This is a genomic window from Pontibacter sp. LHS1 (assembly GCF_058932855.1).
Window position 1 is genome coordinate 225,220 of the sequence record NZ_JBZYWF010000006.1, and the last position, 13,325, is coordinate 238,544.

6 protein-coding genes are annotated in these 13,325 nt (G+C 50.1%); 1 reads left to right on the plus strand and 5 read right to left on the minus strand.

The features are described 5' to 3' along the window. Window positions 1–2 precede the first annotated feature (2 nt). Complete coding sequence (locus AC5FXQ_RS13570) at window positions 3–2,321, minus strand: GH92 family glycosyl hydrolase (protein WP_493602967.1); 2,319 nt, start codon at window positions 2,319–2,321, stop codon at window positions 3–5. 292 nt (window positions 2,322–2,613) lie between these two features. Here AC5FXQ_RS13570 and arr point away from each other — a divergent pair, with 292 nt between their 5' ends. Continuing rightward, a complete protein-coding gene (gene arr / locus AC5FXQ_RS13575; protein WP_493602968.1) occupies window positions 2,614–3,045 on the plus strand; it encodes an NAD(+)--rifampin ADP-ribosyltransferase in 432 nt (143 codons plus the stop codon). Between the two features lie 11 nt (window positions 3,046–3,056). Here the strand turns inward: arr and pbpC are convergent, their stop codons facing one another. The 4 genes from pbpC to AC5FXQ_RS13595 all read right to left on the minus strand — a co-directional run bounded on the left by pbpC (window position 3,057) and on the right by AC5FXQ_RS13595 (window position 13,094). Then, window positions 3,057–5,405, minus strand: a complete 2,349-nt coding sequence (gene pbpC / locus AC5FXQ_RS13580) for a penicillin-binding protein 1C (RefSeq protein ID WP_493602969.1) — start codon at window positions 5,403–5,405, stop codon at window positions 3,057–3,059. A gap of 160 nt (window positions 5,406–5,565) precedes the next feature. Continuing rightward, complete coding sequence (locus AC5FXQ_RS13585) at window positions 5,566–11,001, minus strand: alpha-2-macroglobulin family protein (RefSeq protein WP_493602970.1); 5,436 nt, start codon at window positions 10,999–11,001, stop codon at window positions 5,566–5,568. Between the two features lie 370 nt (window positions 11,002–11,371). Then, a complete protein-coding gene (locus tag AC5FXQ_RS13590; RefSeq protein WP_493602971.1) occupies window positions 11,372–12,091 on the minus strand; it encodes a LytR/AlgR family response regulator transcription factor in 720 nt (239 codons plus the stop codon). After that, the gene (locus tag AC5FXQ_RS13595) at window positions 12,060–13,094 is read right to left on the minus strand and encodes a sensor histidine kinase (protein ID WP_493602972.1); all 1,035 of its coding nucleotides are present in this window, start codon (window positions 13,092–13,094) and stop codon (window positions 12,060–12,062) included. Before AC5FXQ_RS13595 ends, AC5FXQ_RS13590 begins: the two co-directional genes overlap by 32 nt. Window positions 13,095–13,325: the final 231 nt, after the last annotated feature.

Sequence of the window (13,325 nt, forward strand, 5' to 3'; positions counted from 1 at the left end):
GTTTATTTTAAGTGCTGTGTTGCGGTTTTGTCGTTTGAGAAAGAATAAGGAGCTGCACTTTCCTGTGTGCCCCGGCTTTTGTTGGGCTCGGGGCCCATGTCAAATTTCAGCTTGCCACCTTTCAAAATATCCTCGTGTGAGATCCAGTTCTGCTCGTGCTTCTTACCGTTGAGAGTTACTTTCTGCACATACAGATTTTCCTTGCTGTTAGACGGCGCTTCGATCACGAACGTTTTGCCATTTTCGAGTTTTATCGTTGTTTTTTTGAACAAGGGAGCGCCTAGCACATACTGGTTCACTGCCGGAGTAACCGGATAAAAGCCCAGGGCTGAGAAAACATACCAGGCAGAGGTCTGTCCGTTGTCTTCGTCGCCACAGTAGCCATCCGGAGTAGGCTGGTACATGCGGTTCATGGTCTCGCGTACCCAGTACTGCGCTTTCCAGGGTGCGCCGGCGTAGTTGTAGAGGTAGATCATGTGCTGAATGGGCTGGTTGCCGTGCGCATACTGACCCATATTAGCAATCTGCATCTCGCGTATCTCATGGATCACGCTGCCATAGTAACTCTCGTCGTAGATCGGCGGCAGCGTGAACACAGAGTCCAGCTTGGCCACAAAGTGCTGCCGACCACCCATCAGATCGATCAGCCCCTGCACGTCATGGAAAACTGACCAGCTGTAGTGCCAGCTGTTGCCCTCGGTAAAGGCATCGCCCCACTTAAAGGGGTTGAACGGCGACTGGAACGTGCCATCCTGATTTTTGCCGCGCATCAGGCCTGTGGCGGGGACAAAGAGGTGGCGGTAATTCTGGCTGCGTTTCGCATAGAGGGCAATTTCCTCCTGCGGCCTGTTCAGGGCTTTGGCAAGCTGATAAATAGCAAAGTCGTCGTAGGCATACTCGAGGGTGCGGGCTGCATTCTCGTTAATCTTCACATCGTAGGGCACGTAGCCCAGCTTGTTGTAGTAAGGTGCCCCGGCACGACCAATGGCCGTGATCGGACCTTCGTTGTTGGCGCCGTGCTGCAGGGCTTCGTATAGCGTGTTGATGTCGTAACCGCGCAGTCCTTTCAGGTAGGCGTCTGCCACCACGGAGGCCGAGTTGTTGCCGATCATGATGTTGGCATAACCCGGACTTGACCACTCCGGCAGCCAGCCACCTTCTTTGTAGTCGTTTACCAAGCCAGCCTGCATTTCTTTGTTGATGCTCGGGTAAGCCAGGTTCAGGAAAGGGTAGAGCGCCCTGAAAGTGTCCCAGAAACCTGTGCCGGCGAACCGAAAGCCAGGGTATACCCTGCCATCGTAAGGACTGTAGTGCACTGGATTGTTGCTGGCATCAAGTTCATACATTTTATGCGGGAAGAATAAGGTGCGGTAGAGGCAGCTGTAGAAAGTGCGTAGCTGCTCGTCGGTGCCGCCCTCCACTGTAATGCGGCTCATTGCTTCGTTCCAGAGCGCTTTCGCTTTCTGTTTGGTCGCCTCAAAATTATCGTTAGCCAGTTCGCGTTTTAGATTCAGCTCCGCCTGCTCGAGGCTGATAAAGGAAGAAGCCACCCGCAGATTCACTTGCTCACCTTTTGCTGTTTTGAAACCGACAATAGCGCCGACGTGATTGGCATTCATCTCCAGTTTGTCCTTTACCAGCGTGGAGTCATGCCAGGTATAGGCGATGGTGAAAGGCTTGTCTGCATAGATGACAAAGTGATTTTTGAAGTCAACCGGGTTGCTGCGGGCGTTCTTGGTGGTATAGCCTACGATCTTGTTCTCACCAGGTATAACTTTTACATAAGAGCCTTTGTCCAGGGCATCGATCACGATAAAGGAACTGTCGGATTTTGGGTAGGTGATGCGGAATTGGGCGGCACGTTCCGTGGGCGTGAACTCGGTGGTTACGTCGTGGTCGGCCAGGTATACGCTGTAATAGTAGGGCTTGGCCACCTCCGATTTATGAGAGAACCAGCTGGCCCGGGCATCCTGATCAAAGCGAAGTTTGCCCGTCACCGGCATGATCACAAACTGGCCGTAGTCGTTCATCCAGGGTGAGGGCTGGTGCGTTTGTTTGAAGCCTCTGATCTTGTCCGCATCATAGGTATAGGCCCAGCCATTTCCTATTTTGCCGGTTTGCGGTGTCCACAGGTTCATTCCCCATGGCACAGCCACAGCAGGGTAGGTGTTGCCATTCGATAGGCTCACCTTGGAGTCGGTGCCCATCAGCGGGTTTGCCAGCTCTTCGGGCTCAAACTTCTCCTTCTTTTGTTGCGCCAGTAGCGTAAAAGGTGTGCAGAGCAGGACCATCAGGACTAGGGAGCGTATTCGTTTTTTCATATGTATGCGATGCTGGTTTAGCAGCCTGTAAGTTTACTGAAACGATTTACAGGCTGTAAGTTAAGCTGGTGATTGTTCAAGACACCGAATATAGTAAAATATAGAAAGAATATCGTTGTTAAAATAGCTGGTTGTAATTGTATAATGTAGGCTTTTTATACCTATGGCTTGAAATGAAGAAACTAATAAGCTGTCACTGCATTTCTACCTGGTGCAGTAGGTGGGTAAATGCATGTGTTTTCTAGCAGGTAAATCATATTAGGGAAAAAGCATTCGCGTAGAATAAATCAATATGAAATCAGTAAGTAGAGGGGAAAAGGATGATCAGAGTTCAGCGCTATTTTATCATGGCACGAAAGCTGATCTAAAGCCTGGAGACTCGATTGAGCCCGGCTTCAATTCGAATTACGGGAAGCGGAAGAAAGCGGCTTATGTCTATCTGACTGCCACCATGGACGCCGCTATTTGGGGAGCTGAACTTGCTCAGGGGGAAGGCCGGGGCAGGATTTATACAGTAGAGCCGACCGGTACAATAGAAGATGACCCCAATCTGACGGACAAGAAATACCCGGGCAACCCGACGAAGTCATACCGCTCTCGGAGCCCGCTTCGGGTAACAGGTGAAGTAATGGACTGGCAAGGGCATCCAGAGGAGCAACTGAAAGCTATGAAAGACCACTTGGAGCATTTAAAGCAACAAGGTATAGAGGCCATAGAGGATTGATTTGCTGTGTTCTACAAAAACCTCACAGTAATATAACTATCCGTATTCCGTCCCTGATCATCGGTGCAGGATATCTTATACCTGCCGGCCTTTTGCGGCTCAAAAAACACCTTCTCGTTGGCGGGGGTGGCTTTGAGAAACTTGTCGTTGATGTACCAGAATACCTGCTTTACTTCGTTGTGGGTATTGCTATGCAGCATCAGTTGCTGGTGTTCTTCCTGCTCGAGCAAATACTCCATTCCCGCAGCAGGAGAGGTGATCACCGGTGCATGCTCTTTAAAAATGCGGCTGCAGCCTGGGTTGTGCGCCGGAATCTGTTGGTAGGGAATCCGCTCCGCATCGTAAAAGGTGAGCAGCTCCGGGGCATGGTTGGGGTATAGCTTTTGTACAAAGCCTGTAGCTGGCTGGCAACTGGTGCAGTAGCTGTGCCTGTTGTCTGCTGAAACAGCAATGCGCTTCAGGTGACTGCACTTTTGTGTGGACGAGATGCCAGGTATAAAGGTATCCAGCACCTGGTTCTTACAGAAGCTGTTGGAGGGGCTGCCGCTTTCGGCGCACACCGCTCTTAAACCGATGCCCTTGGGTTGCTGAAACCACCCGTCAGAAGAGTTATAATCGATGCTGTTAAAGATGTCGAATAGCAGGGGAGTGGCTGAGTCGGTGCCGTTGAGTTCCGGTACGCCCTCGCCGGAGAAATTGCCCACCCACACGCCCACCGTATACTTTTTGTTATAGCCGATGCTCCAGGCATCTTTGCGGCCATAAGAGGTGCCGGTTTTCCAGGCGATCTTGGGTAGATTCGGACTATTATGCGCATTGTGCGGCAGGTCAGGGCGCGTGAGCTGCGTCAGGATCTGGTTCGTCATGTAGGCAGATGCCGGCGAAAGCAGTTGCGTTTCCTGTTGCGTGGTATCCTGCTGCAGCCACCTGGCAGGCGTATACTTCCCCTGGTTGGCAAAGGAGGCGTAGAGCAAAGTCAGCTCTTCCAGTTTCACATCACAGCCTCCCAGGATCAAGGAAAGACCGAGCTGATTGCCCATGCGCTTCATCTCCGAAAATTCTGCCTGCTTCAGCTTCTGCACAAAAGCATCCACGCCAAACTGGTCGAGCACTTTTACGGCGGGTACATTGAGCGAAGTAGCCAGCGCATGTGCTATGGTCACATTGCCGTTGTAGTTGCCGAAATAGTTTTGCGGACGATACCCGGCATAATCCACGGGCACATCCGTGATCACCGCTTTAGGTGTGAGCAGGCCTTTATCAAAAGCAGCGGCATAAAGAAATGGCTTTAAAGTACTGCCCGGAGAGCGTACCGCCCGAATACCATCAACCTGCCCGTGGTGTGCAAAATCGTTGAAATCAGCAGAGCCCAGGTAGGCCTCTACTGCCCGGGTTTGGTTGTTGATCACCAGCACGGCTGCATTGTGGATGTTCTGGTAGCGCAGCCGCTGCATGTAGTTGTAGGCCAGTTGCTCCACCTTTTCCTGCACCTGCCGGTTAAGAGTAGTTTTGATGATGGGCTGGTTCTTATACCTGCGGAACATACGATAGGCGAAGTGTGGCGCTACTTTAGGCGCCTCCTGCCGGTGTGCCTCCAGTGGCTCCAGCAAGGCGTCTTCAATCTCTGCGGCTGGAAAAGCCTGTTGCTCCCGGTAATAATGCAGCCACTTGTTTCGGAATTCCACGATCCGCTCGTTCTGCTCCCCGATACGCAGCGAAGAAGGCTTGTTTGGAATAACCGTCAGCGTGACCGCCTGCGCCAGGCTCAGCTGCTTCGGCGACTGATGAAAGTATAAAACAGAAGCCGCCTTTACACCCTCAATGTTGCCGCCAAAAGGCACCAGGTTCAGGTATAGCTGCAGGATCTCGTCTTTGCTGTAATACCACTCCAACTGCAGCGCCCGGAACATCTCGTAAAGCTTGTTTGCATAGGTGCGCTGCTGGGGGTAAAGCAGTCGCGCAACCTGCATGGTAATGGTAGAGGCACCGGATGTTTTCCTGTCCCTGATCAGGTTGTTAGCCAGCGCCCTGGTAATGGCAAAGGGGTTAATGCCGGGGTGGTAGTAAAAGTACTTGTCCTCCTTCAGCAGAACAGCCTTCTTCAGGACAGGATTGATCTCATCCGGCTCCAGCTGCATCCGCCACTTATCATCCCGGCTCAGAAATGCATTGATCACGCTGCCATCTGAGGCTGTGATAACGGGAGAGTAGGAGACGTTTACTTTGAGCGGGTATAGGTGGTTGAGAAGAGTAAAGGCCAGGCAAAGCAGCAACACAAGGTATAAGCCATACCTGAGCCAGGGCTTGCTGTAATTAATCAGCCGGCGGCTTTGGTTATACTTTGGTTGTTGTGTTTGCATTTCTAGTTTTACGGGCTTCGCTTCTTCAACTTTTTAACTAGTACCTTGAGCCTTATTGTCATTTCGAACGCAGAGAGAAATCTGGATTTTTTCATGGCTTCCGAAATACTTCAGATTTCTCATTGCATTCGAAACGACATAATTGCTTTCTATAACAGCTCTATTTCACTGTGATACTTCCACCCCCCGAATAACTATTATACTCCGCATTATACATGGCATCAGCTCCAATCGGCCCTAACTGAAACGTACCCTTCGACACGGCTCTTACCTGGTAAAAGAAATATTGCGGCTGCGGTTTTGCTGTCGCGTAAAGATTGATCCGGTCGTCGCGGATGTCAATATGATCCGGGGTGGCGGGCTTTTGGGCTTCTATCCAACCGAACTCGCGGGCGGTCATCAGGCGTGGGTTTTCGATTTCGAAGCTGGCTGGCAGCATGTCAGTAATAGCGATGTTAGGCATGCTTCTGCCATCCAGCGACTGCAGCTCCACCCGCACTACTACCAGGTCGTTCTGGCGGAAAGAGTTGTTAGTGATCTCCCTGCCGTTGCGGTCGAAGAAGGCTTTGCGCACTTGTAGGTAATTATCTTCGCGCTTCACATCGCCGCTCTGGCTGATGCCTTCCAGTTCCCAGAAATAGTAAGAAGTACCGTTGCCTTTGGCGCGAATGCTGATCGGGCCGCTGCCGATGTTGTTGGTTAGTGTCAGGTCATTGCCGGAGAAAGTGCCGATTACTTTTCCGTTCTGGTATACCTGCGCTGTCTGGTTGCCCGGGTTCCTGCTCGTCAGTTTGCCCAAAGCCATCAACGCAAAAGCACGTTCCTGGGTATTATACCAGCGCTTGGAACGCAGTTCATCGGATAAGTGCCTTGCCAGCGTGCCGATCTGTGGGTTATCCGGATCAGCCTCTATTAAACTGTTCAGCGATATCGCCATGTCCCGGATCGGAGAGTAGAAACTGCCGCCGAGTGCGCGTACCGACGTTTCCCCGGCGAAGGAGCGGGGCAGGATCTGGTTGAAGCTTTCGCGGCTGCCGTTCATCGCATAGGTGCTGGCCAGCAGGTAGCGCGCATCAATCGAAAGTAGCTCCGGTTTGGCCTTGTAGTAGTTCATGGTCGACCAATCTACTATCCCGACAATGCTGAGCACATACAGCGAGTAAGTGGTTTCGCGGGCCGCAATATACTTGCTCTGTACCTGGCGGCTGGCATTGTAGTAGCGGTATTCTTCCATGGCCTTGCCTTTTACCTTTTGCTGCAGGTAGCGAACTGCCTTATCCAGCACCTCCTGCGTTACCGGGAATCCTGCCTTCTTTGCCTCCAGCAAAAAGTGTGTGGCATAGGTGCTGCTCCACCAGTCGGTGTAGGTGCCGCCGGGCCAGTAGGTAAAGCCGCCGTCGTACTGCTGCATCAGCTCAATTTTGGTAATCGCCTCCTGCACCAGGTAGTTCGGGTTAAAGGTGCGGCTCTTCTGGTCCTGTTGCAGTGAACGAGCCAGGTCGGTGTAGTATAACAGCGGGAAAGCCGTGGAAGTCGTCTGCTCCAGGCATCCGTGCGGGTAGCGCAGCAGGAAGGTGATATCGTCAGTGAACTGGGCCAGCGGCGAGCGGCTCACCACCAGCTTAGCCGACACCGACGAAGGTATAAAGTCGTTGGCTAGTTTGATGTCGGCGGTGGCGCCGTCTTTCACGCTGCCGGCATCGGCTACTTTGGTCAGCGGCACAATAGGCCGCACCGTGATATCGGTGTTGCTGACAAAAGACTCGTTCAGCGCATTGACTACCACTTTCACGGTAGCCTGTCCGATGGCAGGCGTGGCCACTAATTTGTAGGTTACCTGCGCCTCTGTGTTCGGATTTATACCTGTTGATTTTCGGGTTTCACCTACCACGCGCAAGGGACCAGTCACGGAGATCGTGCTGGCGGCTGTGGCTTTGTTAGCGGTGGTATTACTGAGCGTAACCGGCACCAGGATGGTATCGCGTGGACTGACAAAACGCGGAAGGGCCGTGCTGATCACTACCGGATCGGACACCCGCATCATCTTTTCAGAAGAGCCGAAGGCATTATCTTTATAAGCAACGGCCATGATGCGCACCGCTCCCGAAAACTCAGGTATACGCACGTTCACGGTTGCTTCGCCGTTGGCGTTTGCCTTTAACTGTCCGCTCCACAGCGACACCAGTTTTACTCGTTTGTTGGTAAGCGGATTGATGCGTTTTGCCAGGTCGTAGCCGTCGCCGCCAGTGCTGGAGCGTGCGCCCAATTCCGGGAACAGGTAAGGGTATAGGTCGTAGCCAGTTACTTCCAGCGCACGCTTCTGGTAAAAGAAGCCGTGCGGATCGGGTGTCTGGTAATCCTTGATCTGCAGGATCCCTTCATCTACCACGGCCAGCGTCACTTCTGCGTTTGGAGCCGTTTTCACCTTCACCTGCTGCACCCTGTTGGAGCGGGATGCTTCCGGCGCCTGTATGGCGACAGCCAGTTGCGTGCTCTTCTTAGTAACTGTTAATGGCTTGAATCCGCGGGCAATGGTGAGCGGCATCTGGCTGTCTTTAACTTGGCGCAGCGCAACAGCCGTGATGTAAGCCGTTGGCAGGTGCTCGTCCTTGATCGGCAGGGTAAGCGAGGCGGCTTTCTTGTCGGTTTTAAGGTAGTAGTAACTCAGCACGTTATTCTGCTCCACCGTTACCAGGATCTTACCGGCAAATGGAGACTTGAACAGAATCTTGGCCTTGTCACCTACTTCATACTGTGCCTTATCCAGCGAGATGTCTACTTCGCCTTCGGTGTTCACGGCAAAGGAAGTGCTTTCTGTATCGCCCCAGCCGTAGGCGTAAAACTCCTGCGCCACATAGTTGTGGGCGCCCGGCCGCATCACGCGTATTTCATACTGACCAGACGATACAGGCGTGAAATTAAACGTAGCTCCGTTTTCAGGTATGGCGATGTTCTGGCTGATGATCACATTCTCTTTGCGCTGCGATTTGTAGTTGTACTCGTCGCTGTAGCGCTCTATCACCGACTCGTAGGTATAGCGTACCAACTGCACCCGGGCTGTGGTGGAGACAGGGCTGCCATTACGGTCCAGGGCAATCAGCGGAATGTTTAGCGCGCTGCGGGTGCTCACATAATCATCAAAATTCCGGATACCGAAGAAAGCCTGCTGCGTGCTCACATCAAACCTGTTCAGGCGGTTGACAGGCCGGCCTGTTTCATCGAAAACGGTGGTGTAAAGGGAGCCTTCCAGCAAACCGATATCCCGGAAATTTTCCAGTTCGAATACTTCCTGCCCTTTGCCTTGTGCATCGGTTTCTCCCTGGCGGGTGCTGGTCTGGATGTTAATGGAGCCAGAGGTATGGATGTCAAAGGTATAGTCCGGGTAGCGTTTGGCTTCGAAGGTTTTCTTTTTGAGGCTGAGCTGGGTTTCATAGTTTCGGTTGGCAGCCGGCGGTCCGAACAGGTTTTGCGCTGTCAGGTCAAGTATAAGTTTCTCGCCAGCCTGGTAAGTGCTTTTGTTAAGTATCGTGGTCACTTTCAGGCGGTCGGGCATAAACTCCTCCACACCAATTTTCTTAGCGTTCAGCAGCACATCATTGCCCGAGTATACCTCCAGGGTATAGGTACCTGTGACAGCCGCTCCGTTTAAGATAAAACTTGTTTCGCTGGCGCCCTGGTTGTTCAGTTTGCCTTTGGTGCTGCGGTACTCTTTGCCGTTTGGCAGCAACAGTTTCACTTTGATAGGCAGTCCCGCCACTGTTTTCCAGTCGGGCGTGCGCACCACCGTGTTGACATGAATGGTGTCGCCGGGGCGATAAAGGTCGCGGTCGCCGTAGATAAAGGCATCATAGTTGAGTTCGTTCAGGCGCTTGCCTCCCACCTCGAAGCGGGATGTGTTTACCTGCGTCTGGCTGTAGGGCATGTAGTTAAAGTCGTCACCTTTTCGGGCCGTAATCATGCCGATCTTAAAATCCGGCGCTGCTGTGCCGGTGTTGCTGAACCGGGCCACGCCATCTTTATCGGTCGTAGCCTTGTGCACCACCTGGTTGTTCGTGCTGATAAAGCGGACTTCAACACCTTCCATGGTAGAGGCTTCGCGAATGGAGTTGGCAAACACCACCACTTCATCCTTGCCCTGCTTGGCGATCAGGCCGATATCCGAAACCGACACAATCTTGGAATCCTTCAGCCAGTTTTTGTCGGTGCTGGCCACCGTGATCACATACAGGCCTTTGAACTGGCTGTCGAAGTCGAGGTCGTGCAGGTTGAGGTTGAGCAGGTAGGAGCTGCCTTGCTTGCGCAGGCTCTCGGTGTTGTATTCGCGCTCAAAAAGCGTGTTGCCGTTGTTTTCGTTCACGTCATAGTAGGAGCTGGAGTAGTATTCTTCCGTCTCCTCGTCATAGTAGCCGTCGTACATCTTGCCCTCGCGCAGGTAGTGCAGAATGTTGTTTTCGTATACCTTGCTGATGCTCACCTTTATGCGCGGCACCTTGTTCAGGTTAAGGGCGATGTTGCGGGCTCCCTGGCTGCTCAGGTAAATGCTTTTGGCGTTGGCGAAGCTGATGCCGGGCTCTGTGTCGGCAAACGTGACGCTGTGCCGGTAAGGCTGCCCCATCGGTTTCCCGGCCATGCCCATCAGGTCGCCGGAAAGGGTGAGGGTATAGGTGCTGTTCTGGTTGAAGTTGCCCTTCAGCACCAGACCATTCTGCAGGCGCTCCACGGTATATTCACGGCGCGGGCTCACTTCGATCAGGTTGCTGATGTTGCTGTTGGTGATAGGTTGCGTGGTGAGAACATAGATGCGCTCCTGGCCTTCTTCCAGAGCGGTAACCACTTCAGATACCATCATGCGCTGTCGGCTTGGCAGCAGCACATCCCGCTCTATGGTATGGTCGGTCTGGTTGGTGCTGCCGGCTACGCTCAGACCTTTGGCAATGTGCAGGCGCAGCGGAATTTCTTTATCCTGCTGACCTTCCACGTTTTTCACCCGGATGGTAATGTTGTCGCGGTTGCCGCTGGTCAGCTCTACAGGCAGTTCTTTGCTGCCGGCATACACCTGCAAGTGCTCCCGCAACTCCTGGAATAGCACCGGATAGTTGAAGTCTAGCTGTAAACTTGCTTCCAGCTGGTTCGGGCTGTTTTCGTTGGCCACCCAATAGCTTTTGACCTTTTGCAGCCGGAGGTAAGGGGTATGGAATGTAACACCTTGTCCGGCAGGTATTTTATACTTTTCAGCTGTGTGCCGGAGCAGGTTTTCAGTCAGTTCTGCTTTGTAATTGGTCGTTGGTGCAAAGGGCTTGTCCGGCGAGAAAACCAATTCATTCGGCGCTGTCCACTTATACTTACCGGCCACTTTTGGCGTGAGGTTCAGGTAGGGGATCGTATCCCAGGTATTCAGGAGCGAGTCACCTACCAGGTCTTTATCGAAGGTGAACACCAGATTCTGCTCCCGGGCAATTTCCTGGTCGAAGTTCTTGTTTTGTAGCCGCAGTTCATCGCTTTTGCTGCGGCAGCCTATCATGCAAAGTATAAACAGAAAAACACTTAGCCGGAGCAGGTGCTGAAGCGGTGCGGAGTGGTGGTGTCTTATATTCATAGTATAGGTAGAAGAAGGGCAAAAATTGGCTGGTTGGGGAATACTTTTAAAATGGCTCCTTTTGCATTATTTCTCAAGAAAAAGTGCTACGTAATGATATGAATTTTTGCAGTAGTTGCAAAGGAGGCTATACCTAAATCAGCATGTTTGAGTAAGGATAAAAAGAATTCATACCTTTTATCGCTTCTATCTGTAATGCCGCTCCGCCATGTGAATTAGCTAATGTCAGGACGATTAGCTTAAATTAAGTGCCATAGAATGGGAAATGCCTGATTATCAGCTGTAATCAGGCATTGAAGGTATTGTCAAAATATTTTAGGATAAGATAGCCAACAATTATTTGGTTATGCTTTCAGACTTCCAGGAAATACTAGTCTTTGAAATCTCTCAACACTTTATAAAAAGTATCTGCATACGTATTACTGATAGGGATAATTTGATCCGTTATTCTAATCCTGTTTTTTTCGATGTGATCAATTTTATCGATGGCGACCATAAAGGATTTATGCACCCGGGCAAATTTTTTGTCAGGTAGCAGTTCCTGTAACTTAGCAAAACTCATCAAGGTCATTATCTTCTCCCTGTTGGTATGGATCCGGAGATAATCTTTCATCCCTTCGATGAATAAAATATCTCGAATAGCAATCTTTTGAATACGGGTACCTGCTTTTATAAAAACGTATTCCTGCTCGTTTTTAGGCATTACGTTCGCTTCTATTTGCTGGGGATTTAACTCCTGGTAGATCCGTAGTACTCCTTTGTAAAAGCGTTCGAAAGAAATTGGCTTTAACAGGTAATCTTTCACTTCCAGATCAAAGGCTTTAAGGGCATATTGATCGTAAGCAGTTGTCAGGATGATCATCGGCTTTGGATTCAGCATCGGAATAAAACTAAGTCCGTCCAGATCAGGCATATTTATATCTAAAAATAGCAGGTCGGGCTTGTCTTCGTCCATTCGGTCAACTGCATCCAGAGGACTCTCAAAGCTGCCTTTCAGCTCCAGAAAGGAAACTTTCGCAACATACTTCTCCAGTATTCTCTGAGCAAGGTGCTCATCATCAATTATATAACAACTGAGCTTTTTTCTCATTGTTCTGAGTGTGAAGATTCGTGATTTTTAATTCTGCTGTAAAAAATTCATCATTTTTGTTGATAGCCAGGCTATGCTGATTCGGATAGAGTAATTGCAGGCGTTTTTGAATATTCGAAAATCCGATGCCACCTGGTTCTTCCAATAAGTTACCTGTTTTTTTTCTAATCGTATTCTGAAAAGTAGCAGTTAGTAGATTGTCTTTTACCGCTATCCTCACCTTTATGGATCCTGGTTTTAATCGGGACGGACTATGTTTGTAAGTATTCTCCAGTAGATGAATGAATAACAGCGGTGCAACCTGGAAGGTCTCTGTATTGCCCTCCACCTGAAAGTCTACAATGGGAGTTGCCTTGTAACGTAGCTGCTGCAGGCTTATGTAGTCTTGTAGATAATCTATCTCTATGGAAAGAGGTACAGTTGACGCGTTGGATTCATAGATCATATAGCGCATCAGGGAAGAAAGACGCATCATGGCCTCAGGTGCTGCGGGATCCTGGGTGTAAACTAAGGTATGTATGTTATTGAGAGTATTGAAAAGGAAATGCGGATTGATCTGTGACTTCAAATAAACGAGTTCGCTATTTATGACCTGTTTTTCCAGCTGCTCTTTTTTTACTGTATTGATAATAAGGTTCTGAATAATTCCGACAATTGTGCTGGCAACGATAAAGATAAAAACGATCGATAGAGAGTCACCATAGTAATTCAGAAATCCCATCCATGTATTAAACTTTCCAGCTATAAAGAAAGCAAACAGTAAAAATGGAAGTGGACCCGTCAAAAAGATCAAGGTCAGGTGCCATAAGTAGGTTTTAAACTTCTTCTTATTCAGGCATTTCGTAAAAGTGTATAAATGGGCATAAAAAACATAGAGTCCTATCAATAGTGCCTGCGGCCTGAAGGGCCTGTCATTCACCATAACCTCCAGGGTAAAATTTACCAAAGCAAAAGCCCATAGAATGACATGAATAAGCGCTAAAACTTTTTTGATTCTATTCATAAGACAAAGGTATCTTATCCTGTCATTCCTCTTTCGTCTAATCGACCAGCGCCAGATATAATCTGCAAAATCAGTATTTGCTTCTGCAAGTGATTTGACAGAAGCAAAAGGTCTATTCGTCGATTTTTTCCATCTGTAGTATATCGCTTTTGACTTTCAGCATTGGTACCTGCTCTTTTGTTCTAAAATAAGCAGAAAAGGGTAGAGCCCCCTTCTCACTAACAAGATAAT